We start from the raw sequence: 26,030 nt of genomic DNA, 5'->3' as shown, positions 1-26,030 counted from the left end.
CAGTATAGGTGTATCGTGCACATCATCAGATAGCCGATAAAAAATTTAATTTAAAAATCATTATCTTATGAATTGATGGTGCATTGAACGCACCTACACAGTCAAACTTACCTTTTAGCATTATTTAGCATCTTGGCATGAATCTGTGGTAGATCTTTAGCCACTTGCGCATAATACGCCTTTAGCCCATGGCACAGATAATTGAGCCGTGTGCCGCCATCATTATCTTTGATAAAGCGATTCTTTGGGCATTCACCCCAGCACAATTTCAAAAATTGGCACTCTTTACAATCACTGGGCAGGTTTAGATGCTTGGCATAACCAAAACTTGCCTGCTGCTGACTAAAAGCAAGCTTACCTTCTTCGATGTCCAAGATATTGCCCAAGTGATATTCAGGATAAGCAAAATGATCGCAGCTATAGACATCGCCATTATGCTCAATGGCAAGCGCCTTACCACAGATCGGTGCGGTGGTGCATTTTTGCGCACCCAAGCCAAACGCCTGCGAGATGGTATTTTCAAATTGATCAACAAACACTTGACCAAAATCACGCTCCAGCCATTCTTGCCAAATCTCCACCAAAAATCTGCCCCAATCATCAGCCGATACCGACCAGTCGGTCACAGCAGCAGGGCGTATGGTGATACGCTTATCCGAGTTTGGGCGAATATAAGCGGTGGCAGACTTGGTAAAATCCAAAGGCTCGACCGCAGGCAGAAACTGAATCATGCGCGGGCGAACTTCATCGCGCAAAAAGCGATACACTTCAAGCGGTGCGCGAGCATTATAATGATTGACCACGCACAGCGCATGAAAAGGAATCTGATACTGGTGCAAAAGCCTGATGGCACGCATGACATAGTCAAAAGTCGGCTTGCCATTTTTGGCGCGGCGCATCTGATCGTGATATGCTGCTTGCCCATCGATCGAGATGCCAACCAAGAAATCATGCTGCTTCAAAAATTCGCACCATGCATCATCGATGAGTAGTCCATTGGTCTGAATGTCATTGACGATGCGTTGATTGGGCTTGGCAAACTGCTTTTGATAAGCGACGACTTTTTTATAAAATTCAAGCCCCATCAAGGTCGGCTCGCCACCTTGCCAAGTAAACATCACTTCGCCAGCTGTCTGCGCATCAATGTACTGCTTGATGTGCGCCTGTAGCACCGCGTCACTCATGCGTGGCTGCTTGGGCTGGTGTAGTAGATTTTCTTTATGTAAATAAAAGCAATACTCGCAGTCGATATTGCACTGCGAGCCGCTGGGTTTGATCATAGTATGAAACGCAAAAACAGCAGACTGCTGCTTTTGCGCTTGGGTTTGACTGCTTGTCATAGATATCCCCAATGGTGTTATCACTCAAAGATCTATCAATCAGAAAAGGTTGGGTTAGTTGGGCTTAATTCCACCACGCTGACGCGCTGAGAATACGCTTCATACTCTTTGACCAGCTCATTTAGGATTTGTGGATGCTCTTTGGCGATGTTCGTCGTCTCACCCGGATCTGCCATCACATCATACAGCTTCCAGCGTCCGATATCGGTATCCATCGCTTCAGGTGGCAGACCATATGGGATAGGGCTGTAATATGTCGCCTTAAAATTCCCTTTGCGCACTTGGCGGTTGCCGTTCATCTCTAAGATCTCAGCGGTCATCGGACCTGTTTGGGCAGCTTGTGGCTTGGCAAGTTGATCGATCAGGCTTTTGCCTTGTAGCGGTGTTTTGCCCACGGGCGTGGCTTTACTGACACCTGCTAGATCCAGTAAAGTCGGCGCAAGATCTTTTAGTGTATTGAACCGTCCTTCGATCGCGCCTGCTTTAGCATTCGGTGCTTTGATAATCAAAGGCGAACGGATGCCACCATCGGTCGTGAAGCCCTTATAATAAGCAAAGGGCGACATCGATGCCTGCGCCCAGCCCAATCCTGTCGAAACATAGCTGCTTGCCTTACCAAGATTATCAAAGCTGTTATCACGAGATTGGCTGATCCAGCCGCCCCATCTGCCTGATTTTTCGCGAGATGCGCCTGCTGCACCATTATCTGACAAGAACACGATCACTGTGTTGTCATATTGACCTGTGGATTTTAGATAATCCATCACGCGCCCGATATTATGATCCATATTATCGACCATCGCCGCATACAACTGCATACGCTTGGATTCTACCGCGCGCTCGTCATCACTTAGACTATCCCACTCAGGCACGCCGATGAGCGGATGTGGCTTGGCTATGTCATTGACCAGACCTAAGGATTTTAGCTTATCAAATCGCTGATCAGCCAGCGCCTGTGGGCCATCGGTATAGCGACCTTGATATTTGTCAATATACGCCTGCGGTGCTTGTAGCGGTGAGTGCGGCGCGGTATATGCCAAATAAGCAAAGAACGGCTTGCCTTGTTGTTTTGATAAATGATCAATCAGATAATCGGTATAAAAATCAGTAGAAAATGCGCCATCAGGCAACTGCACATCTTCGCCATTATGACTGTACAGATCGCGCCCATCAGGAGAATCGAACTTATCTTGATAGCGGTAGTTGTTCGCTTCGCCGTTTAATAAAGCAAAGGCATCGGTAAAGCCCCATGCATTAGGCTGATTTTCGATCTTGCGACCCAGATGCCATTTGCCTGATAAAATGGTGTAATAACCTGCATTCTTAAGCCGTTGCGCCAGCGTCACTGCATTATCCGTCAAGTGACCGACATAGTTCGGTGCTTTGTTCTGTTCAGGTTTATTCAGCTCACGGATATTGCCAAGCCCCACTTCATGCGGATCTGCACCCGTTAGGAACATCGCGCGACTCGGTGATGAAAAAGGCGAGACGAAAAAGTTACTGAAGCTTACACCTTCTTTGGCAAGCTCATCCAAATATGGCGTATCAATCTCACCGCCAAATGGCTGAATGTCTGACCAACCCATATCATCTGCCATGATGACAAGGATATTCGGCTGCTGCGTTGTCGCGCCATCAGCAGCATAAGCAGTGTGGGCAGCCAGCGACATCGCAAGCCCCACCGCCATATACAGCGGACGACGATTATGAAGTACATTTTGCATAATCATTCCTTTGAAGAATTATCATTGAAATTAAAAAATCTTGTACAATCATGCCAGATATCACAAAAATTATGCATCATTTTGATAAAATTTCGACAATTTTTATGCAGTATTATGACACAAGGGTATTGTAATCCCAAAAATGCAATGAATTTATTGCGATTTTGTATAAATAAATCAGAAAAAACCGCTGTAAATTTTACCAAAAAACAGGTTTAATACCAAACAAGGGCAAAAACCTAAGCCTGAAATTTCGCAACGATGTTTATCAAGGAATGCTATTTGGCATCAATTTCACGCAGGAGTATCACATGAAACTAAAAGCAACCGCACTGGTATTGGCAGCACTAGCAATGGCAGGGTGCACGGAAGATGTTGCAACCGCACCTTCAGCGGCATCAGGCGAAAAGGTCGTTCTTAAAGTCTCACATTTTTGGCCAGCGACCGCCATGGCACAAAAAAAGGTGCTTGAGCCTTGGTGCCAAACAATCGAACAACAGTCACAAGGTCAGATGGTTTGCCAATTTTATCCTGCCATGCAGCTTGGCGGCACACCGCAGCAGCTGTTCGATCAGGTGATGGATGGCGTGGCCGACATCGTCTTTAGCTTACCAGGTAATAATGCAGGTCGCTTCCCAAGCATGGAAGTGATGGAGCTGCCATTTTTGACGCGCGATGCCGAAAGCAGCAGCCGTGTGGCGTGGCAGATCTATGAAGAATTTGGTCAAAAAGATTTCGCCAATCTAAAACCATTGGCATTCAATGTCCATGATCGCGGTCAATTCCACAACAATGTCCGCCCAATCACCAAAATCGAAGATTTAAAAGGTCTAAAACTGCGCGCGCCGACACGCCTTACCAATAAGATGCTAGAAGCTTATGGTGCAACACCAGTGAGCCTACCTTTGCCAAGCTTGACCGATTCACTGTCAAAAGGCGTGGTCGATGGCTATGTGCTGCCTTGGGAAGTCGTGCCAACGCTTAAACTGCACGAGATGACCAAATACCATTCAGAGATCAACGAGCCTGATCCTGTGCTATACAGCACCTTATTCACCATCGCAATGAATAAGCAGCGTTATAACAGTTTGCCTGACAATCTGAAAAAAATCATCGATGATAACTCTGGTGCGGATTTCTCAGCGAGCATCGGTAAGGCATGGGATGATGAGCTTGCGCCAGCACGCGCGCACGCGGTGGATAATGGTAATGCGATTAACACCATTGACAGTGCTGAAGTTAAGCGTTTTGAAGAAGCGGCGAAAAAAGTCGAAAGCGACTGGATCAGCGAGATGAATGCCAAGGGCTATGACGGTCAAGCGATGGTCAATCGCGCCAAAGAACTGGTCGCCGCCGCTGCCAAATAATCACCTACAATGGCAGTGAGTTTGGTAAGCGATTAAGTGAATTTAATCAGCTTATGATCAATCACAAGCCAAACTGACTGCCAATCAATCTTACAATAACAAAAAAGGGAATGATATGTCTGAAGCATTTGAGATCGAAGTGCGCGATGATACACCAAAGGATGCGGTGGGTCGGTTTTTGATGGCGTGGTCGAAGCTGTCTGCGATGGGCGGCATCGTCATTTTGGTGGCGATTTGTGTGATTTCGACCGCAAGCGTCATCGGCCGCGCGCTATTTTCTGCACCGATCAAAGGTGATGTGGAGCTGGTGCAACTGGGCTGTGCGTGGGCGATTGCGGCTTTTTTGCCTTATGGACAGATGAAAAAAGCCCATGTAATTGTTGATTTTTTTACCCTAAAAGCACCGATGGCTGTGCGCAAATACTTAGATATCATCGCGGCGATTTTATTGGGCGCGTGTTCACTGGTGCTGATGTGGCGTAGTTATTTTGGGGGCATCACCGCCTACAAAAACGGCACAACGACGATGATTCTGGGTATGCCTGAATGGTGGGCGCACCTAACCATCGCACCAGGGTTTTTCCTACTGGCATTGACATCATTTTATACAGCATGGCAGTTTTTTCGTGATTATGGCAACGCTGTCAAATAAGGATAAGGAATAATAAGATGGATCCAATGATGATCGGACTTGGAATGGGTGCTTTTACCATTCTGCTATTGGTTTTTCGTATTCATATTGGCGTTGCAATGCTTATTGCAGGCGGTATCGGCTATGTGATGGTCGCAGGGTGGGTACCGTTATTAAGCTACCTAAAAGGGATGCCGTTTGCGCGCTTTTCGGTCTATGATTTGTCCGTTGTGCCATTGTTTTTATTGATGGGTAACTTAGCATCGCGTGGCGGCTTGTCCAAACGACTATTTCAGTCTGCCAATGCTTTTTTGGGTCATTATCGTGGTGGGGCGGCGATCAGTGCGGTCGGCGCGTGTGCAGGCTTTGGGGCGATTTGCGGTTCGTCACTTGCCACTGCCGCCACCATGGGGCAAGTTGCCTTACCAGAGCTTAAGCGCGCCAATTATTCAGATGCATTATCAACGGGTGCACTTGCAGCGGGTGGTACTTTGGGGATTTTGATCCCGCCATCGGTGGTACTGGTGATTTATGCTGTTTTAACTGAACAAAATGTCTCAGCGATGTTCATGGCGGCATTAGTCCCCGGTTTAATCGCCATGCTTGGCTATATGCTTGCCATCGCCATCTATGTGCGCCTAGTGCCAAACAGTGGCCCTGCCATGCCGAAGATGAGCTGGGGCGAGCGATTCACCTTATTAAAAGGTGTATGGCCTGTAGTCGCAGTGTTCGTGACTGTGATCGGCGGTATCTATGGTGGTATCTTTACGCCAACAGAAGCAGCGGCGATCGGTACGGTGGCGGTGGCTTTACTTGCCTTAGTGACGCGTGAGCTGACCAAAGAAGGCTTTATGCAAGCACTGCTAGATACCGCTTCATCGACAGCCATGATCTTTTTGATCCTAATCGGTGCTGATCTGCTGAATGCATTTTTCGCCATCTCACAGATGCCTGCTGCACTTGCTGACTGGGTGATCAATAGCGGTATGTCACCATTGACCGTGCTATTTGCCATGATCATCATCTATATTGTGCTTGGTTGCGTGATGGATAGCTTGTCGATGATTCTATTGACCATTCCTGTGTTTTTCCCAATCATCATGGGTCTGGATCTGTGGGGGCTAAACCCAACCGATAAGGCGATTTGGTTTGGCGTGCTTGCCTTGATGGTGGTTGAGATTGGCTTGATCACACCGCCTGTGGGCATGAATATCTTTGTCATCAATAGTCTTGCCAAAGATGTGCCGATGAAAGAAACTTATAAAGGTGTGCTGCCGTTTCTGTGCTCGGATTTGATCCGCATCGTCGCGCTTGCCTTTATGCCAAGTATGGCGCTGTGGCTGGTGCATGTCTTATCCTAAAAAGGGCGGTCGCTGACTTTGGCGACAGTTTATTTGGCTTTGGCTGATTGATTCTAAATTTTTGATGAAATTGCAATAAACATTGATTTTGGCATTCGAAACGATTACAATCGTTGAAATCGGATGCCGTATAAAATAACAATAGATACGCGGTTTTCCACATAAGGAATTGACGCCGCAAAGGGAAGTGACAATGTTTCAAGCGATCACCAATCTCTCGGTGAAACTGGTCAAAAGCTATCTGCCATCACCGTTCGTATTTTGTATCATTCTTACTGTCGCAGTATTTGCCGCTGCGATGATCTTGACTGACCAAAGCATCCTCACCGCTGCCAAATTTTGGGGCGATGGGCTGTGGTCGCTACTTGGCTTTTCTATGCAGATGGCACTGATTTTGGTAACAGGTCATGTACTTGCCAAAGCACCGATTGTGGGGCGGTTTTTGGATAATATCGCCGCCAAAGTCAAAAGCCCAAAACAAGCCATTGTCGCTGTAACTGTGGTGGCGTTGATAGGCTGCTGGCTCAACTGGGGCTTTGGCTTGATTGTGGGGGCGGTCTTTGCCAAGTCTTTGGCACGAAAAGTACAGGGCGTGGACTACCCACTACTGGTGGCTTCGGCTTATTCTGGCTTTTTGATTTGGCATGGTGGTCTATCAGGCTCTATTCCCTTGGCTTTGGCGACTGAAGGGGCGGATTTGGTGCGTATCTCTGGCGAGACCATCACAGCTGCCATTCCTGTGAGCCAAACGCTGTTTTCACCGCTTAATCTCTTTATCGTTTTTGGTTTGCTTATCGGTTTGCCAATTGTCAATATGCTCATGCTACCCAAAGAGCCGACCATTGCCGACCCTGCCAAATTAAGCGAAGCATTGCCAGTGTTGCCACCCACTAATACCCCTGCCCAAAAACTAGATGACAATCGCTTGATGGCACTGCTTATCGTGGCAATGGGGGCGATTTATCTGTTTGGGCATTTTGCCAATAATGGCTTTAATTTGGCGTTAAACATCGTCATTGGGCTGTTTTTGTTTGCAGGGATTTTGGCACACAAAACCCCAGAACGCTACAGCCGTGCCATTGAAGACAGTGCCAAGGGCATTGCAGGTATTGTGTTATTATTCCCATTTTATGGCGGTATCATGGGTCTGATGATGGGGTCAGCCGATGGCGGTCAGTCGCTCGCTGGTATGATTAGTAATGGCTTTGTGGCGATTTCCAATCAAGAGACTTTCCCCATGCTTGCGTTTTTGAGTGCTGGACTGGTTAATGTCTTTGTGCCATCGGGCGGTGGTCAATGGGCAGTACAAGGTCCAATTATGCTACCAGCTGGTGTACAGCTTGGTGTAGAGCCTGTGGTTTCGGCAATGGCAATCGCTTGGGGTGATGCGTGGACGAATATGATTCAGCCGTTTTGGGCATTGCCACTGTTGGGCATTGTAGGGCTTGACGCTCGCTCCATCATGGGCTATTGTTTGATTGCTTTGGCGTATTCAGGTGTTTTGATTTGTGGGGCGTTCTTTTTCTTGGCTTAATTTTTTTTGTACTGTTAAATCAAGATACGGTAGGTGCGTCCCACGCACCATTAAGATGGAGTATTTTAAAGGTGCATACAACGCACTCTACACCAAATTTATTGAAATGTATGAATAATTACCATACTATGTTTAACAACAACCTAAGGAATGATTATGAGTAAAGTATATGACAATGCGGTATCTGCCTTGCAAGGCGTGGTTGCCAACAACCAAACCATCGCAGTCGGTGGTTTTGGGTTATGTGGCATTCCAGAGAGTTTAATCAGTGCTTTGCGTGAGAGTGGCGTTACAGGCTTGACTTGTATTAGCAATAACGCAGGCGTGGACGATTTTGGCTTAGGTTTACTTTTACAAACTCGCCAAATCAAAAAGATGATTGCCTCTTATGTCGGTGAAAATAAAGAATTTGAACGCCAATTTTTATCAGGCGAATTAGAAGTGGAACTTACACCACAAGGCACATTAGCCGAAAAATTGCGTGCTGGCGGTGCGGGCATTCCAGCCTTTTTCACCAAAACAGGCGTGGGTACACAAGTTGCTGAAGGTAAAGAAGTGCGTGAATTTGATGGCGTTGAGTATGTGCTGGAACGCTCGCTTGTGGCTGATGTATCGCTCGTTAAAGCGTGGAAAGCTGACAAAGCAGGCAATTTAATTTTCCGTAAAACCGCTCGCAACTTCAACCCAGATGTTGCCACCGCAGGCAAAATCACCATTGTAGAAGTGGAAGAATTGGTAGAAGTGGGCGAGTTAGACCCTGATAGCATTCACTTGCCTGGCATTTATGTGCATCGCATTGTGGTAAATGCCAATCCAGAAAAACGCATTGAACAACGCACCATTCGTCAAGCATAATTTAAAATTAGGAGAATAATCATGGCATGGACAAGAGAGCAAATGGCACAGCGTGCCAGCCAAGAATTACAAGATGGTTTTTATGTCAATTTGGGCATTGGCTTACCGACTTTGGTCGCCAACTACATTCCTGACGGTGTCAATGTCATGCTCCAGTCAGAAAATGGCTTGCTTGGCATTGGAGCATTCCCAACCGAAGACGAACTTGACCCTGATTTAATCAACGCAGGCAAACAAACCGTTACCACACAAACAGGGGCGAGCTTCTTTAGTAGCAGTCAATCCTTTGCGATGATTCGTGGCGGAAAAGTCAATTTGGCGATTTTAGGAGCGATGGAAGTGTCAGAATTTGGCGACCTTGCCAACTGGATGATACCCGGTAAAATGGTCAAAGGCATGGGCGGAGCGATGGACTTAGTCGCAGGTGTGCAACGAGTGATTGTGCTGATGGAACATACCGCCAAAAACGGAGCATTCAAAATCAAACCACAATGCGAATTACCATTGACAGGCAAAAAAGTGGTACATCGTATCATTACCGATTTAGCGGTTTTGGACATTACCAAAGATGGGCTGAAACTGGTGGAATTGGCAGATGGTGTAAGTTTTGATGAATTGCAAAGCAAAACAGGCGTTAGCATTATTCAATAATTAAAAAAGGAACTATCATGTCAAATTCAGTTGTTATCGTTTCTGCCAAACGCACGCCAGTCGGTTCATTTTTAGGCTCATTATCAAGCCTAACCGCACCACAACTGGGGCAGGTAGTCATCAGCGATATTTTACAAGAAACAGGGTTAAAAGCTGAACAAATCAGCGAAGTGATTATGGGTAATGTCTTGACTGCAGGCGTAGGACAAAATCCAGCCCGTCAAGCAGGAATGTTTGCAGGATTGCCTGTAACCACTCCAGCTACAACGGTCAATGTGGTGTGTGGTTCGGGTTTAAAAGCCGTGCAAATGGGTGTACAAGCAATTTTATGTGGTGATGCCGACATCGTCATTGCAGGCGGTCAAGAATCCATGTCGCAAAGTCCGCATTTTATACGAATGCGTGATGGCGTAAAAATGGGCAATGGCACGCTCACCGATAGCATGGTGGCGGACGGCTTGACCGATGTTTATCACGGCTATCATATGGGCATTACTGCTGAAAATATTGCTGAACGCTTAAATATCAGCCGTGAAGAACAAGACGCATTTGCCTTGTCATCACAACAAAAAGCGACTAAGGCTCAAGCAGATGGCAAATTTGTCAGCGAAATTACCCCAGTTGCCGTACCACAACGCAAAGGCGACCCTATTATTGTGGATAAAGATGAATACATCAAGTCAAATACGACAGCTGAAGGTTTAGCCAAACTAAAACCAGCCTTTAAAAAAGATGGCACAGTAACCGCAGGCAATGCCTCAGGTTTAAATGACGGTGCCTCCGCCGTGCTACTGATGAGCGAAAGCCGTGCCAAAGCATTGGGCTTGCCGATTTTGGCAAAAATCGTTTCGTATAGTGCGACTGGTATTGAGCCTGAAGTCATGGGACTAGGGCCTGTATCAGCGGTGAAAGTTGCCTTACAAAAAGCAGGTTGGAGTATTGCCGATGTGGATTTATTTGAAGCCAATGAAGCATTTTCCGCTCAAGCCTTAGGCGTTGCCAAAGAATTAGGCTTGCCTAGCGACAAGGTCAATGTCAATGGCGGAGCAATCGCCATCGGACACCCAATCGGTGCATCAGGTTGCCGTATTTTGGTCAGCTTAATCCACGAACTTAAACGCTCAGGCAAATCCAAAGGCGTCGCTACCTTGTGCGTCGGTGGCGGTATGGGATTGGCAATGGCGGTTGAAGTGTGATTGCTTGCAAGCACCACAACAAAAAAGCATCTTATCATAAGATGCTTTTTTATATTTTAGAAAAAATTACCAATTTACTGCTGCTTGAATGCTTATTGTTCAACGATAGCAGCCAAGATTTTCTCATCCAAAATCACAAAACCCTGTGCGTGCGTATCAATGATTTTCTTCGCCATCAAAATGCGTAAAGTACGGCTCAATGTCTCAGCACGCAAGCCCAACAATCCTGCCAAATTCTTCTGATTGACCGTCACTGTCACCACGCCTTTGGCATCTGCATAAGCCAGCAAATAATATGCCACCTTCGCCTGCGCGGTCTTTAGACTCAATAAATCATACAACAGATACTGCGTCGATAGCTGCCTGTGCATCTGCGCGCCATACCACAAGAACACACCGCCTAAATCAATCATTTTGCCAAGTTCACTGATCGGCAATAATGCCACAAAGCTTGATTGCGCTGCCTTAGCAGTAAGCTGATGGCTGTCTTGCTGTGCTGATAAACTGTACTGGCTATAAGGCGTATGATCAGATGATATTGATAAGCTATGATTCACAGTTGGCAAGCTTTCATTGATCATAAGTACCTGCTGTGATGTATCCATACGCGTATCAAAGCTTGCCATCAGACTTTCTTGACCATTAGGCTGCTGACGATAACAGTTGATCGCGCCATCGAGCAAGAAATACACATAGCGCACCTTGTCATACTGCAGATAAATCAAGCTATTTTTCGGATAATGATGAATGCTAAGCACGGATAGCAACGCCTGCTTATTGACACCTGCCAAAAGTGGATGGCAGCACAGTCGCTCCAGATACGCGGTTTTTTGATCATCGAACAGTTTTTTCATAGCGATACACAGCCCATCAGATAGTCCATCAATTCACCCATTCACGGCCCTTGTCATTCATAGTGCTTAAAGATGAGTTATTGTAAAAAATCCCACCACGCCTGCTAAGTGTGCTTAGGTGGCAAGCAGCGGCGGGGTGTTTACTACTTTTGGCTAGATTTTTGACCTTTTAGGGCATGGCAGATGATCGCGCTTTATTTTATGCTCATGATCACCAAGCCAACCGAAGCCGTTTTGGAATTATCATGAATACATCATTAACTGATTTATTAGCCAATAATCAATACTGGGCAGAGTCACTGAGTGCGCGCGATCCTGAGTATTTCCCCAAGCTATCCAAAGCCCAATCGCCCAAATACCTATGGATCGGCTGCTCAGACAGCCGCGTGCCTGCCAATGAAGTGGTGGGCGTGATGCCAGGGGAGCTGTTCGTGCACCGCAATGTCGCAAATATGGTGGTCTCAACGGACATGAATCTATTATCCGTGTTGCAGTACGCGGTCGATGTACTGAAAGTCGAGCACATCATCGTCTGCGGACATTATGGCTGTGGCGGTGTCAAGGCGGCACTCAGCCAAGAAGAGTTTGGCTTGATCGATAATTGGCTCAGACCGCTAAAAGGAATGCGCTATCAGTACCGCGATGAATTTGAAGGTCTTAGCGGTGATGATGAGCTGAACTTACTGTGCCAAATCAATGTCAAACGCCAAGTCACCAATGTCTGCCACACCACCATCGTCCAAAACGCATGGTACCGCGGCGATAAACTTGCCGTGCATGGTTGGATCTATGATATGCACGATGGGCGCATTCACGATCTGGGCGTGAGTATCAGTGATACCGAGCAGCTAGCATCGGCGTTTGTGTATTCACATTAAAGGGTGGGGTGATAATTTTCATCACTAGGAATGTGGATAATGATGAATAAACTTATCAATTGGCTAAAAATTATTGATTCTAATCAAGTCAAAACTACCCAACTACACCCAAAGAAGTATCTCGCTGTAGCCGTCTAGGCGATGGTTGGCTGATTAGTCACACTTTATAATAAAACTTGGCTTGGCATCTGCCAATGCAGCATTTTTATCACAACGAGGAAAGCAAGATGAGCCATTTACTCGACCAATTTCGTTTCTTTAAGAAAAAAACTGGCGAATACGCAGACGGACATGGTGAAGTCCGTGATGAAAGTCGCGATTGGGAAAATTTCTACCGCAATCGCTGGCAATATGACAAAATCGTCCGCTCAACACACGGCGTAAACTGTACAGGCTCATGCTCGTGGAAAATCTATGTCAAAAATGGCTTGGTGACTTGGGAGACCCAACAAACCGACTATCCGCGCACCCGTCCTGACCTGCCAAACCACGAACCACGCGGCTGCCCACGCGGTGCAAGCTATAGCTGGTATATGTATTCGGCAAACCGCCTAAAATACCCAAAAGTGCGTAAACCACTGCTCAAACTATGGCGCGAAGCCAAAGGCAAGCACAAAGATCCTGTGGACGCATGGGCAAGCATCGTCACCGATCCTGCCAAGACCCAAGCGTATAAATCTAAACGCGGCTTGGGCGGCTTTGTGCGCTCTAGCTGGAATGAAGTACTAGAGATCATCGCTGCTGCCAATGTCTATACCGCCAAGACCTTCGGTCCTGACCGCATCATCGGCTTCTCGCCGATTCCTGCGATGAGTATGGTCAGCTATGCAGCAGGCAGTCGTTATCTGTCGCTGATTGGCGGTGTGTGCTTGTCATTCTATGACTGGTATTGCGATCTACCGCCTGCCAGCCCAATGACTTGGGGTGAGCAGACCGATGTCCCTGAAGCTGCCGACTGGTATAATTCAGACTACATCATCGCATGGGGTTCAAATGTACCGCAGACGCGTACCCCTGATGCGCATTTCTTCACCGAAGTGCGTTACAAAGGCACAAAAACTGTCGCAATTACTCCAGACTATGCCGAGATTGCCAAATTGTGCGACCTATGGCTAAACCCAAAACAAGGCACGGACGCAGCCCTTGCCCAAGCATTCTGCCATGTGATTATCAAAGAGTTTTATCTTAAACAGCCAAGCGATTATTTCCTTGACTATGCACGCCGCTATACTGACTTGCCAATGCTTGTGATGGTAGAAGGGGAAGGCAAATCAGCTCGTGCAGGGCGTTTTCTTCGTGCGTCTGACCTTGTGGATAATCTTGGTCAAGAAAACAACCCAGAATGGAAAACCATCGCCCTTGACCAAAACGGTGAACTCGTCTCTCCGATTGGTTCTATCGGCTATCGTTGGGGCGAATCTGGTCGCTGGAATCTTGAAAATAAAGAAGGCACGAACAATAGCGAAGTTACCCTACAGCTTTCGCAAAAAGGCTCAGGCGAAACGGTGGAAGTCGGTCTTGACTACTTCGGTGGCGGTGAGCATCCGTACTTCACTTCTGCCAAAGGCGATGACATTCAATACAAAACCCTGCCTTGTCGCACCTTAACCCTTGCCAATGGCGAAACCGCCAAAGTCGTCACCGTATTTGATCTGATGCTAGCGAACCTTGGCGTGGATAATGGCATCGGCGGCGATCATGTCACCGATGATTATAATGATGCAACTGTGGCAGGCACACCAGCTTGGCAAGAAGTCATCACAGGCGTATCTCGCGAAAAAGTCATCCAAATCGCCCGCGAGTTCGCTGAAAATGCACACAAAACCCACGGCAAATCGATGATCATTATCGGCGCGGGCATGAACCACTGGTATCACATGGACATGAACTACCGCGGCGTGATCAATATGCTCATTCTGTGCGGCTGTATCGGTCAGTCTGGCGGTGGCTGGGCGCATTATGTCGGTCAAGAAAAATTGCGTCCACAAACAGGTTGGGCACCCTTGGCATTTGGCTTGGACTGGCATCGTCCGCCGCGTCATATGAATGGCACAAGCTTCTTTTATAATCACTCAAGCCAATGGCGTCATGAGAAAGTGTCAGCGCACGAGATTCTATCACCGCACGCGGATAAGTCACAGTTCCCTGAGCATATGCTTGACTACAACATCCGCGCCGAGCGTGCAGGGTGGCTACCATCAGCACCACAGCTGAACCAAAACCCACTTGCCATCGGTCGTGCTGCCAAGGCATCAGGCAATGCTGAAAATTATGTGGTCGATGGTCTGGAAAATGGCTTAATCCGCTTCGCTGCCGAAAGTCCTGATAATCCTGCCAACTTCCCAAGAAACCTATTCATCTGGCGCTCAAATCTGCTAGGTTCATCAGGTAAAGGGCATGAATATATGCTGCATTATCTGCTTGGCACTAAGCACGGTATCCTAGGCGATGAGACCATTCATGATGGCATTCGCCCAACTGAGATTGATTTTGAGCCAACTGGCGCGACTGGCAAGCTAGACTTGGTCACGACGCTCGATTTCCGTATGTCATCGACTTGTCTGTATTCTGATATCGTGCTGCCAACCGCGACTTGGTACGAAAAAGATGACATGAACACATCGGATATGCATCCATTTATCCATCCATTGACCGCGGCGACCGACCCTGCTTGGGAATCAAAGACCGACTGGGAAATTTATAAAGGCATCGCCAAGAAATTCTCAGAATTAACCGATGGACACTTGGGCGTAGAGACCGACATCGTCACCTTGCCGATGCAGCACGACAGCCCAGCTGAATTGGCGCAGCCATTTGGTGGCACAGACTGGAAAACTGCAGGCGAGCGTCCAATTCCAGGTATCAACTGCCCGCACATCAAGGTGGTGGAGCGTGATTATCCTGCTACTTATGAGAAGTTCACTTCATTGGGCGGCTTGATGGATACGCTTGGCAATGGCTCAAAAGGCATCAACTGGGACACCACAGAAGAAGTGCGCCACTTGGCAGACCTAAACTACACCGTCGCTGATGGTGTCGCCAAAGGTCGCCCACGCATTGACACTGCAGTCGATGCTGCCGAGACGATCTTAATGCTTGCCCCTGAGACTAACGGTCATGTGGCAGTGAAAGCTTGGGCAGATTTGTCCAAAAATACAGGTCGTGATCATACGCACCTAGCCAAGTCAAGCGAACACGAGAAAATCCGCTTCCGCGACATCGTCGCTCAGCCGCGTAAGATCATCTCAAGCCCAACTTGGTCAGGTCTAGAATCTGAAAAGGTCAGCTACAACGCAGGCTACACCAATGTGCATGAGCTGATTCCTTGGCGTACGATCACAGGCCGTCAGCAGTTCTACCAAGATCACCCTTGGATGCAGGCGTTCGGTGAGCAGATGCAGCAGTATCGCCCACCGATCGACACCCAAGCAATCGAAGGCTTGACACGCTATCAGTCTAATGGCAATAAAGAAGTGGTGCTAAACTTCCTAACACCGCACCAAAAATGGGGTATCCACTCAACTTATTCAGAAAACCTACTGATGCTGACCCTAAGCCGCGGCGGCCCGATTGTGTGGATGAGTGAGATCGACGCTAAAAAAGCAGGTATCGTCGATAATGACTGGATCGAAGTGTTCAATGCCAATGGTGCGATCACCGCGCGTGCTGTCGTCTCTCAGCGTGTCAAAGAAGGCATGACCATGATGTACCACGCCCAAGAGAAGCTTGTGAATATCCCTGGTTCTGAGAACTCAGGCACGCGTGGCGGTATCCACAACTCAGTGACGCGCGCGATCTTAAAGCCGACGCACATGATTGGCGGTTATGCACAGCAGTCTTATGGCTTTAACTACTATGGTACAGTCGGCTGCAACCGCGATGAATTCGTCGTCGTGCGTAAGATGGCGAACATCGACTGGCTAGAAGGCAAGCCTGATGACAGCCTGCCACAGCCGCTGCCTACTACCATTGACTGATGGGCAAGCCCCTTTGGCAGGATAATCAAGCCTTGTCAAAGGGGATACAATAACTTAAACAGTTGGTATTGTTAAAATTATAGATTTTAACAAATTTTGGTGTAGGGTGCGTTGCACGCACCTTCAAAACCCCAAATCTTAATGGTGCGTACACCCTACAGTCTGTTGATTGAACAATACCAAAAATTACCAAGCAAACGCTAGGTCAAGGAAATTAAGATGAAAATTCGTTCACAAGTGGGTATGGTGCTAAACCTAGACAAGTGTATCGGTTGCCATACTTGTTCTGTTACTTGTAAAAATGTCTGGACCAGCCGTGAAGGCATGGAATACGCATGGTTTAATAATGTCGAATCCAAGCCCGGTATCGGCTTTCCTAAAGAATGGGAAAACCAAGACAAGTGGAAAGGCGGCTGGATTCGTAACGCCAATGGCTCAATCAATCCTAGAATTGGTGGTAAATTTCGTATTTTGGCAAATATCTTTGCCAATCCTGATTTACCAACGCTAGATGATTATTATGAGCCGTTTGACTTTGATTATCAGCATCTGCACACCGCGCCGATCAGCGAACATCAGCCGATCGCACGCCCGCGCTCGCTGATCACTGGCAAGCGTATGCAAAAGATTGAATGGGGTCCAAACTGGGAAGAGATCCTAGGCTCAGAGTTTGAAAAACGCCGTATTGATAAGAACTTTGACAATATCCAAGCCGATATCTACGGTCAATACGAAAACACCTTTATGATGTACTTGCCGCGTCTGTGCGAGCATTGCCTAAATCCAACTTGTGTGGCGTCTTGTCCATCGGGGGCGATCTATAAGCGTGAAGAAGATGGCATTGTTCTAATTGACCAAGAAAAATGCCGCGGCTGGCGTATGTGTATCTCTGGTTGCCCTTATAAGAAAATTTATTATAACTGGAAATCAGGCAAATCTGAAAAATGTATTTTCTGCTATCCACGCATCGAATCAGGTCAGCCAACCATCTGCTCTGAGACTTGTGTCGGTCGTATCCGCTATCTTGGCGTACTGCTATATGATGCTGACAAGATTAAAGAAGCAGCAAGTACGCCAAACGAAAAAGACCTATACCAAGCACAGCTTGATGTATTCTTGGACCCAAATGATCCAAAAGTCATCGAGCAAGCGCTAAAAGACGGCGTGCCGATGTCGGTCATTGAATCTGCTCAAAAATCACCTGTGTATAAGCTTGCGATGGATTGGAAATTGGCACTGCCACTACACCCAGAATATCGCACCTTGCCGATGGTATGGTATGTACCGCCACTATCACCAATCCAAAACGCCGCCGAAGCAGGGCAGGTGGGCATGGATGGCTTAATCCCTGATGTCGATAGCCTACGCATTCCGCTTAAATACCTTGCCAATATGCTCACCGCAGGCGATGAAGCCCCAGTGAAATTGGCACTAAAACGCCTACTTGCCATGCGCTCTTATAAGCGTCTGGAGCTGGTTGAGAAACAAGACGCCACCGCCGTGCTTGAGTCTGTGGGCTTGACCAAAACCCAAGTCGATGAGATGTATCGCTACCTTGCGATTGCCAATTATGAAGATCGTTTCGTCATTCCGACAGCACACCGCGAAGAAGCGATGAGCGATGTCTTTGCTGAGCGTAATGGCTGCGGCTTTAGCTTTGGTGAAGGCTGTGGCGGCAGTAATGATGTCAATATGTTTGGACAAAAGAAAACCAATCGCCGCGAGATGATCGAGACGGTACAGACTTGGGAGAGCTAAGATGGATTTTAAATTATTAAAAGTCATCAGCGTTCTACTGGATTATCCTGATGATGTGCTGTTTGGTGATGATCATCTGGCAGAGTGTCGCAAGCTTGTGATGACATCGAAGCTGATCAGCCCTGAAGTACGCGCCGAGATTGCCAAGTTCATCGATGAGCTTGGCAGCATGGGCAGCATCGAAGCGCAGTCGCGTTATGATGGCTTGTTTGAACGCGGTCGTAACTTGTCGCTGTGGCTGTTCGAGCATGTACATGGCGAGAGCCGTGACCGTGGGCAGGCGATGGTCGATCTGATGGCGCAGTATGAAGCGGCAGGCTTTGAGATTGGTATCAAAGAGCTGCCTGACTATCTGCCGATGTATCTTGAGTTTTTGGCATATCAAGCAAGCCAAACCGATGACACCATGCAGATTCGCATGGACATCGCTGATATCAGTCATATTCTGACCGTGCTTGCTGCGCGTTTGATTGACAAAAACAGCACCTATGCCAGCTTATTTAAAGCACTGCTACAGATTGCAGGCAAGCCCTTGAGCGTCATCGATGATGAGCTTGCCAAGATGGGCAAAATCGCCGATGACACGACGATGGATGCCATTGATCAGGCATGGGAAGAAGAAGTGGTGGACTTTTTGTCCGCCGAACAACAAGACCGCTGCCCAAGCAACCAAGTCAATCAGCGCGTCGCTGAAACCTTGGCACAAACCGCTAATAAAAACGCCGAAATCCCTGTACACTGGGTCGGCTTTGACAAACCGAATACTCGCACCAACCGTGATAAAGGGGTGAACCTATGACAACTGCCGTAACCGCCGCATCGATGGGGCTTGATCATCTTAATTGGCTACAGATTTTTGTTTTTGGCGTGTATCCTTATATTGCCTTGGCTGTGTGCGTGATCGGCACTTGGGCACGCTTTGATCTGTCGCAGTATTCATGGAAAACCGGCTCAAGCCAAATGCTCAATGACAAAGGTATGCGCATCGCAAGTAACCTATTTCACATCGGCATCATCGGCATTTTGCTGGGGCATTTTGTCGGTATGATGACACCTGCTGCGATTTATCATCATTTCATCAGCACCGAGCATAAGCAGCTACTGGCGATGGTCGCAGGTGGTGTGATGGGTGTGCTGTGCTGGATTGGTCTTGCCATGCTTCTGATCCGCCGCTTTACCGATCCGCGCATCAGCCATACTTCTAGCTTCGCTGATAAGATGATTTTGGTGATCTTGTTCATTCAGCTGAATCTTGGACTAGGCACGATCATCGCATCGACTCAGCATATGGATGGCTCGGTGATGGTCGCGCTGTCAAGCTGGGTGCAGAACATCACGATTTTGCGCCCCGTACACGCGCTCAATCAGCTGCATGACATTGGTCTTGTGTATCAGTTGCATGTGGCATTGGGGATTACCATCATTCTGCTATTCCCATTCACGCGCCTTGTGCATATCATTTCTGCACCGATTTGGTATTTGGGTCGCAATTATCAGATTGTGCGTCAGAAAAAAGCACAATAAACCACCAAGAATAACTATAATAATAAACGCTATCAGCTCCACCACTGACCACAAAGGCTTACGCATCCTTGCCTTTGTGGTTTTTTATGGCAGTTTATTATGAAATTATGGTAAATTATTAGGATAAATTATTGAATCAAGTTATTAAGCCAAAACACCAAAGCCGTATCAGTTTTTGAGCTAAAATAACAAAATCATCAACTTATAAATCCCAAGGACAACGCATGAAACGCCATCCTTATCTACAGCCTTTATCTCGCGAACATCATTTAGGCTTGGTGCTTGCCAATCATGCAAGACATTGCCAAGATCCTAATGAGATTCACACACATTGGCAAGCGATCACGGCATATCTTGATCAGCAGATGCAGCAGCACTTTGCCATCGAAGATGGGCTGATCGCACAATTCGTCACTGACAGCGGTGATTCAGACGCGATGGCACTGATCGCCCAGATGCAAGGGGAGCATCGCGATATGGATAAACTTCGACATACTACTGATCCAAGCTTGACAGACCTGCACGCCTTAGCCGATGCCTTGACGGCGCACATTCGCTATGAAGAACGGCAAGTATATCCAGTGATTGAGCGGATTTTGGATGATGTACAGCTATTAGCGATTTATCACGCCAGCCATCCTGATGTCAAATAGGCGATAAATCCGCCCACATTCCCCCAAAGAAGTATGGCAAAATCTGAACCCATCCTTGATAATGGCTTATCATCAATCTTAAGGGGAAATGTATGAGCGTTGGCACTTTTACACCGTCAGCAGACAAGACTGACACCAAGCCTACCACAGGTGGCTGTGGCGGTGGCTCATGTGGCTGTGCAGGTGAGCACGAACAGGCGCATACCGTCGAAGAATTTACACCAATTGGGCTTGTCGAAGACGATGACGGCATTCGTATCATGCCGACTTCAGATGACCTGACCAAGCCATCATCAGATGCTGAATTCATCAAAAAAGCACTCAGCGAAGAAAAGTCCAATCACAGCAATCTGATCGCATCCAGTCGCCAAACCCTGCCAAAAATTAGCGTCAATGGCGTAGCAATCCCAGAATCTGCCATCGCTGCAGAGACCCAGTATCATCCTGCCAAAAGCCAAGAAGACGCGCTGTATCTAGCCGCTCAAGCCCTAGTCGTGCGCGAGCTGCTGCGCCAAGAAGTCGCCAAGCAGCAGGGTGATGATGCATGGCAAGCGGACGAAGAATCCGCCATCGCCGCACTCATCGAGCGACAAGTCCACGCCAAGACGCCTGATCGCGCCATCTGTCAGCAGTACTATGACGCCAATCGCACGCAGTTTATCACACCGCCGATCATGAAAGTACGCCATATCCTGCTAAGCAGCCCACCCGAAGAAGGTGAAGAGCGACTACAGCTGAAAAAACAAGCCAGTGAAATCATCGCCACACTCAGCCAAAGCACAAGCCGCGACAGTGATTTTATTGAATTTGCGCGTCGCTATTCGGCGTGCCCGTCCAAAGAAGACGGTGGCGAGCTTGGCGTGGTCCAAAAAGGCAGCACTGTGCCTGAGTTCGAAAAAGCAGTATTCGCGCTGCCTGTGGGTGTCGGCGTCAATCCGATCGAGACACGCTATGGTGTGCATATCGTCGAAGTGCTGGACAAACAAGACGGCAAGCAACTTGATTTCGATGGTGCGTATCCGATGATCGAAAATCAGCTCAAGCAGCAGTCATTTCACCACAGCCTGTGCGATTATTTATTTGAACTAAGTAAAAAAGCAGACATCGTCGGTATCGAGCTTAGCATGAACGAAGAAAATGTCTATCGTGGCTAATAAGTAGGTGAATATGATCAGTGTCAATCAATTAAAACAAGCCATCAGCGAGCGTGTCGCTGCCTATACCGCCACAGATAATCCTTTATCAGCTCGTCAGACGATGCGTATCGCGCTTGATGATGCCTGCCATCACATACTGGCGACAGACATCACAGCTCATCTGGATATCCCACGCCAAAACCTATCGGCGATGGACGGCTTTGCGTTTACTCATGGTAGGGATCTTGGTGATGGCAGTATGCATGAGATCATCGGTGAATCGTGTGCAGGTGCACCGTTCGTAGGTGATCTGAAAGCCAATCAAGGCGTACGCATCTTCACAGGTGCAGTCGTGCCAAGCGCGTGCGATACGGTGGTAATGCAAGAAAATACCAACTTCACAGACATCAAAGACACACTGGATAAAAGCAAACCCTATCAAATCACACTCACCAAATCCGCCACCATCGGCGCGAACATCCGCCGCCAAGGTGAAGAGATCAGCCGCGGTGATGTGCTGCTGCACACAGGCAAACGCCTAAACCCCAGTGATGTCAGTCTGCTTGCCAGTATGGGCTATAATGCCGTGGCTGTCTATGCGCCACTTGTGGTGGGGATCATCGCCACAGGGGATGAGCTGGTTGCCATTGGTAATTCACTGGATAATTTAGCACAGATTTATAATTCGAACACACCGACACTCAAGGCATTATTGCAAAAGCTGCCAATCACCATCAAAGACTATGGCATCACCAAAGACACACTCGATGCCACCATGCAGACAGTTGCACGCGCCATCAAGGAGTGCGATGTCATCATCTCCAGTGCTGGGGTGTCGGTGGGTGATTATGATTTTTTGACCCAAGTGGTTGATAGTCTTGGTAAAATCAATCACTATAAAGTGGCGATGAAACCGGGTAAGCCCTTTGTCTTTGGGGAATTTGGTGATTGTGATCGCACGGTGCTGTATTTTGGATTACCAGGCAATCCACTCTCCACCGTGGTCGGCTGTATCAACTTCGTGCGTCCTGCACTGTGGCAGGCATTAGGTGCGATTGATCCACCACAGATTTTAAGATTATCTGCACAATCTGCCAATGCGATCAAGAAAAACGCAGGGCGGCGCGAATATCAGCGCGGATACTTTGAGCAGGGTGAACATAGCTTGGTGGTGTCATCCGCCAGTGCCCAAGACTCGCACCGCATCAAGCAGCTATCACAAGCCAACTGCCTGATCGTCCTAGATGAAGACTGCGCAGGTGTGGCAGCAGGTGATCAGGTGATGATCGAAGTGTTTGATTGGGCGTGATGGGTCAAACCATCTCCCCATAAAGCTCAAACAAAAACGCCACTCGCTCTGCTTCATCGGCAAATTTCTCTTTGCGATAGGCTTTGTCCACTGCCAAATCTAAATTTTTATGAGCTTGCGTTAATGCGGCGATGATGCTGGCTTGTTCTTCTTCTAGGCGCATTTGCTGACTGAGTCACGCATGAAGCCAAATAGATGAATATGATCGGCAAGCTTGGCAACTGGAATAATGGTCTGCATCATCTCAGGCGTATCAGCTTCCAAGTCATACAAATGCAACCACTCAAAATCACAAGTGATGACATAGCGCGGCAGATCTTCGCGCGCGACTTTGGCGGTGGCTTACAGATAGGCTTTATTGAGATCTTGACCGCGAGATTTCTGTTCGCAGATCAGCTTGCCACGCCAAAATACATCGATGAAACCTTGTGAGCCTTTGAGCTTTTTGAGCCCAGCTTCAAAGATGGCGACTTCACGGCGATTAATCCCAAAGATGACGAAAAACTCATTCCAAAAGGTTTGGCTTTCGGCTTTTTCGCTGGTTTCGTCTGCTCAACGCAGGCTGAATGCTCGGGCGTTTTTGATGATTTGATTGCGTGAAATCGGCATGGTGCTTCCTTTGTAGCCTAAAGGTTCGGTGGCGGTATTGTAGCACAGTTTCACACAGGATGGGATGGGGGATAATGACACCAAAATGCCACTTTATAGATAATAAATCTCATCTGTCAGCCGTTCGATCTCTGCCTTGTCATGGCTAACATACAGCATGGGAATGTCGGTGCTGTCGATCACAGTTTGGAAAAATGGCAAAATCTCAGCCTTATGCGCGCCATCCAATGCCGATAACGGCTCATCTAATAGTAAAAGTCGCGGCGAATACAGCAGGGCACGACCTAGGGCAACTCGCTGCTTTTCACCGCCAGAGAGTTTGGCAGGCATCCGCTTAGTCAAGTGTTCTAATTTTAATAATTGAACAATCTCATCAGGGTGGAATTTTTGTTCACTTAAAGTGATATTACGATAACCATAGAGCAGATTATCCATCACGCTTTTGTGGGGAAATAGCTGTGCGTCTTGGAATACAAGTCCTGTGCGGCGGCTTTGGATGGGAAGATTGGTGCGCGTTTGGGCGTCGAACCACACTTGATCATCGATACTGATGATACCTGATCGCGGCGTGTGAATGCCAGCGATCGCGTGCAGAATGCTGGTCTTGCCCGTGCCTGATGCGCCGTATAGCCCGACGACTTGTGCAGAGCTACACAGATCGACATCGAGCATGAATCTACCCAACTGTAAGGTGAATTGACAATTAAAACTCATCGTCCTAGCCTTGTTTTTTGGATACGGTTATACCACTGCGCAAGCCACATCGCGACGAACGCCACCGCGATGCTGATGAACATTAAGCGTAGGATTTTCTCATCGCCATTGGGCTGCTGTAGTAGGCTGTAGATCGCCAAAGGCAAGGTGCGCGTCTGCCCTGCGATATTCCCCACGAAGGTGATGGTCGCGCCAAACTCGCCAAGGCTACGACAAAAGGCAAGCATCGCACCGACCAAAATCCCAGTCTTTGCCAAAGGCAGGGTAATGCCAAAAAATACCTGCAAGCGACTTGCGCCCAAAGTCATCCCTGCGATCTCAAGCCGTCTATCTACAAGTTCAATGGCAAGACGCACCGACTGCACCATCAAGGGAAAGCCCATCACGCTACTCGCCAAGACCGCACCTTTCCAATCAAAAGCCAAAGTCATGCCGATCTTGGCTAAATACTGCCCAAGCACGCCTTGACTGCCGAAGGTAATCAAGAGCAAATACCCTGGTACGACAGGCGGCAATACCAAGGGCAAAAAAACAAGCGTCTCAAGCAAAGACTTACCAAAAAATTCCTTACGCGCAAGCACATAACCCATCAGTAGCGCAGGCAGAATACTGATGGCAAGACTACTCAAAGCGATCTTGCACGACAGCGCGATCACTTGCCATTCGTCATAGCTTAGACCCATCATGGCAGCACCACAAAGCCGTATTTATGATAAATCGCCTGCGCTTGCTTACTTGATAAAAAATCCACATACTGCAAAGTAGCACCACGCCCACTTACCATCGCCACAGGGTAGATGATCGGATCGTGGCTGTCAGTAGCAAATCGCGCCACCACGCTTACGCGATCAGATGCCACGACATCGGTGGCATAGACGATGCCAAGCTCGCACTCGCCTTTATCGACGAAAGTCAGCGCCTGTCTGACATCTTCGGTCTCGACAAGCTTGGGCGTTAATGCCTGCCACATTCCCAAGTGGCTCAAGGCTTGCTTGGCATATCTGCCTGCAGGGACGCTATCAGTATTACCGATACACAACTTACCACGAAAGACAGCAACATCGAAGCTGCCATCATCGGCGATCGGCACAGTGGTCGGGTGATTTTTTGGGGTGATGAGCACAAGCCGATTGGACAGCAGCTGATGATAAGCCTGATTTGCCAAAGCTTTCTTATCAGCCAAATACACCATCCACGCCGTATCCGCTGAGATAAAGACATCGGCAGGGGCGTGATTTTCGATTTGCTTGGCAAGCGTGCCTGATGATGCATATGATGTGTGAATGCTGATGCCGTTTTGGGCTTGATAGATGGCATTGATCTCATCGATGGCATTGGCAAGGCTCGCTGGCGCAAAGACGGTCAGGCTATCTTCTCCATCATCACGCGCGCCATCAGACTGCGTACAAGCAGCTAGCGCCATCGCCGCCATCATCCAAGCCATTCGCGCCATCGTCTTAACCCATTGATCAGCCATTATTCGACAGCCACAGACTCTCATCGCTGTCAGTGTAGAACTCTTGTTTCCACACAGGAATCTCAGCTTTGATCGCGTCCAGTAGCCAGCGACACGCATCAAAAGCAGGGTAGCGATGGTGTGCCGTCACGCCGATCCACACCGCCATATCACCGATGGCAAGATCACCGATGCGGTGCATGGCGACAGCGCGTTCGATGTCAAATTTGGCTTTGGCTTTCTTGATCAAAAGCTTGCCTTGATTGAGCGCAAGCTGTTCATAGCCATAATAAGTCAGCCGATCGACAGGGCGAGCATTGTTGTGATTACGCACCCAACCTTCAAAGGTCGCAAGCGCACCACAGCTACCATCGAGTAGAGATTTTTTAAGCACAGCTTCATTAATCGGCGTATCCATCAGCGCAAAGCCATCAGTAATGGCAGTCTGATACGCGTCATCATGGCTTAATGTGATAACTGATGATCCTTGGTGTAGTCGCATA

General features: G+C 48.0%; 23 protein-coding genes and 1 pseudogene. 15 read left to right on the top strand and 9 right to left on the bottom strand.

Annotated elements, in window-relative coordinates; genetic code table 11:
* Nucleotides 1–107: 107 nt before the first annotated feature.
* Both NGM44_RS10650 and NGM44_RS10645 read right to left on the bottom strand, forming a co-directional pair.
* On the bottom strand, nucleotides 108–1,340 hold the full coding sequence (locus NGM44_RS10650; protein WP_253223620.1) for an anaerobic sulfatase maturase: 1,233 nt from the start codon (nucleotides 1,338–1,340) through the stop codon (nucleotides 108–110).
* A 35-nt stretch (nucleotides 1,341–1,375) separates the two neighbouring features.
* Complete coding sequence (locus NGM44_RS10645) at nucleotides 1,376–3,064, bottom strand: arylsulfatase (RefSeq protein WP_253223619.1); 1,689 nt, start codon at nucleotides 3,062–3,064, stop codon at nucleotides 1,376–1,378.
* 311 nt (nucleotides 3,065–3,375) lie between these two features.
* Here NGM44_RS10645 and NGM44_RS10640 point away from each other — a divergent pair, with 311 nt between their 5' ends.
* From NGM44_RS10640 to NGM44_RS10610, 7 genes are all read left to right on the top strand, one after another.
* Nucleotides 3,376–4,431 (top strand): TRAP transporter substrate-binding protein, encoded by a 1,056-nt coding sequence (locus NGM44_RS10640; protein ID WP_253223618.1) that lies wholly within the window; start codon nucleotides 3,376–3,378, stop codon nucleotides 4,429–4,431.
* Nucleotides 4,432–4,546: 115 nt separating this feature from the next.
* Nucleotides 4,547–5,083 (top strand): TRAP transporter small permease, encoded by a 537-nt coding sequence (locus NGM44_RS10635; protein WP_253223617.1) that lies wholly within the window; start codon nucleotides 4,547–4,549, stop codon nucleotides 5,081–5,083.
* A gap of 17 nt (nucleotides 5,084–5,100) precedes the next feature.
* Entirely contained in the window at nucleotides 5,101–6,423 is a 1,323-nt protein-coding gene (locus tag NGM44_RS10630) for a TRAP transporter large permease (protein WP_253223616.1), read from the top strand.
* A gap of 193 nt (nucleotides 6,424–6,616) precedes the next feature.
* Nucleotides 6,617–7,957 carry a short-chain fatty acid transporter gene (locus NGM44_RS10625; RefSeq protein ID WP_253223615.1) on the top strand — a complete coding sequence of 447 codons (1,341 nt, stop codon included), beginning with the start codon at nucleotides 6,617–6,619 and terminating at the stop codon, nucleotides 7,955–7,957.
* A gap of 156 nt (nucleotides 7,958–8,113) precedes the next feature.
* A complete protein-coding gene (locus NGM44_RS10620; protein WP_253223614.1) occupies nucleotides 8,114–8,812 on the top strand; it encodes a CoA transferase subunit A in 699 nt (232 codons plus the stop codon).
* Nucleotides 8,813–8,833: 21 nt separating this feature from the next.
* Nucleotides 8,834–9,463, top strand: a complete 630-nt coding sequence (locus tag NGM44_RS10615; RefSeq protein WP_253223613.1) for a 3-oxoacid CoA-transferase subunit B — start codon at nucleotides 8,834–8,836, stop codon at nucleotides 9,461–9,463.
* Between the two features lie 17 nt (nucleotides 9,464–9,480).
* Nucleotides 9,481–10,659, top strand: a complete 1,179-nt coding sequence (locus NGM44_RS10610; protein ID WP_253223612.1) for an acetyl-CoA C-acetyltransferase — start codon at nucleotides 9,481–9,483, stop codon at nucleotides 10,657–10,659.
* A gap of 92 nt (nucleotides 10,660–10,751) precedes the next feature.
* Here the strand turns inward: NGM44_RS10610 and NGM44_RS10605 are convergent, their stop codons facing one another.
* Nucleotides 10,752–11,513 (bottom strand): Crp/Fnr family transcriptional regulator, encoded by a 762-nt coding sequence (locus NGM44_RS10605; protein WP_253223611.1) that lies wholly within the window; start codon nucleotides 11,511–11,513, stop codon nucleotides 10,752–10,754.
* A 245-nt stretch (nucleotides 11,514–11,758) separates the two neighbouring features.
* On the opposite strand from NGM44_RS10605, the gene can reads away from it, so the two are divergent.
* From can to glp, 8 genes are all read left to right on the top strand, one after another.
* Nucleotides 11,759–12,391 (top strand): carbonate dehydratase, encoded by a 633-nt coding sequence (gene can / locus NGM44_RS10600; protein WP_253223610.1) that lies wholly within the window; start codon nucleotides 11,759–11,761, stop codon nucleotides 12,389–12,391.
* Nucleotides 12,392–12,618: 227 nt separating this feature from the next.
* Nucleotides 12,619–16,368: a nitrate reductase subunit alpha gene (locus NGM44_RS10595; RefSeq protein ID WP_253223609.1), complete on the top strand. Its 3,750-nt coding sequence runs from the start codon at nucleotides 12,619–12,621 to the stop codon at nucleotides 16,366–16,368.
* Between the two features lie 219 nt (nucleotides 16,369–16,587).
* Nucleotides 16,588–18,126: a nitrate reductase subunit beta gene (narH, locus tag NGM44_RS10590; RefSeq protein ID WP_253223608.1), complete on the top strand. Its 1,539-nt coding sequence runs from the start codon at nucleotides 16,588–16,590 to the stop codon at nucleotides 18,124–18,126.
* Nucleotide 18,127: 1 nt separating this feature from the next.
* Nucleotides 18,128–18,925, top strand: coding sequence for a nitrate reductase molybdenum cofactor assembly chaperone (gene narJ / locus NGM44_RS10585; RefSeq protein ID WP_253223607.1), 798 nt, complete (start codon nucleotides 18,128–18,130; stop codon nucleotides 18,923–18,925).
* Entirely contained in the window at nucleotides 18,922–19,650 is a 729-nt protein-coding gene (gene narI, locus NGM44_RS10580) for a respiratory nitrate reductase subunit gamma (protein ID WP_253223606.1), read from the top strand. Before narJ ends, narI begins: the two co-directional genes overlap by 4 nt.
* Nucleotides 19,651–19,874: 224 nt before the next feature.
* A complete protein-coding gene (locus NGM44_RS10575; RefSeq protein WP_253223605.1) occupies nucleotides 19,875–20,303 on the top strand; it encodes a hemerythrin domain-containing protein in 429 nt (142 codons plus the stop codon).
* Nucleotides 20,304–20,395: 92 nt separating this feature from the next.
* A complete protein-coding gene (locus NGM44_RS10570) occupies nucleotides 20,396–21,457 on the top strand; it encodes a peptidylprolyl isomerase (RefSeq protein ID WP_371923503.1) in 1,062 nt (353 codons plus the stop codon).
* Nucleotides 21,458–21,470: 13 nt separating this feature from the next.
* Complete coding sequence (gene glp / locus NGM44_RS10565; protein WP_253223604.1) at nucleotides 21,471–22,748, top strand: gephyrin-like molybdotransferase Glp; 1,278 nt, start codon at nucleotides 21,471–21,473, stop codon at nucleotides 22,746–22,748.
* 4 nt (nucleotides 22,749–22,752) lie between these two features.
* Here the strand turns inward: glp and NGM44_RS10560 are convergent, their stop codons facing one another.
* The 6 genes and pseudogenes from NGM44_RS10560 to NGM44_RS10535 all read right to left on the bottom strand — a co-directional run bounded on the left by NGM44_RS10560 (nucleotide 22,753) and on the right by NGM44_RS10535 (nucleotide 26,029).
* Entirely contained in the window at nucleotides 22,753–22,911 is a 159-nt protein-coding gene (locus NGM44_RS10560) for a type IIL restriction-modification enzyme MmeI (protein WP_253223603.1), read from the bottom strand.
* Nucleotides 22,902–23,243, bottom strand: a pseudogene (locus tag NGM44_RS10905) (type IIL restriction-modification enzyme MmeI). Before NGM44_RS10905 ends, NGM44_RS10560 begins: the two are co-directional and overlap by 10 nt.
* 207 nt (nucleotides 23,244–23,450) lie before the next feature.
* Complete coding sequence (locus tag NGM44_RS10550; protein WP_371923501.1) at nucleotides 23,451–24,071, bottom strand: ATP-binding cassette domain-containing protein; 621 nt, start codon at nucleotides 24,069–24,071, stop codon at nucleotides 23,451–23,453.
* The gene (modB, locus tag NGM44_RS10545) at nucleotides 24,068–24,757 is read right to left on the bottom strand and encodes a molybdate ABC transporter permease subunit (protein ID WP_253223601.1); all 690 of its coding nucleotides are present in this window, start codon (nucleotides 24,755–24,757) and stop codon (nucleotides 24,068–24,070) included. The genes NGM44_RS10550 and modB overlap by 4 nt, the downstream gene beginning before the upstream one ends.
* Entirely contained in the window at nucleotides 24,754–25,548 is a 795-nt protein-coding gene (gene modA, locus NGM44_RS10540; RefSeq protein WP_253223600.1) for a molybdate ABC transporter substrate-binding protein, read from the bottom strand. The genes modB and modA overlap by 4 nt, the downstream gene beginning before the upstream one ends.
* On the bottom strand, nucleotides 25,541–26,029 hold the full coding sequence (locus NGM44_RS10535; RefSeq protein ID WP_253223599.1) for a molybdenum cofactor biosynthesis protein MoaE: 489 nt from the start codon (nucleotides 26,027–26,029) through the stop codon (nucleotides 25,541–25,543). Before NGM44_RS10535 ends, modA begins: the two co-directional genes overlap by 8 nt.
* Between the last annotated feature and the right edge of the window lies 1 nt (nucleotide 26,030).

The organism is Moraxella sp. FZFQ2102, from assembly GCF_024137865.1.
Lineage (GTDB): Bacteria > Pseudomonadota > Gammaproteobacteria > Pseudomonadales > Moraxellaceae > Moraxella.
Note: the sequence above shows the minus strand (reverse complement) of the source record. Positions and strands in the feature narration are given on the sequence as shown.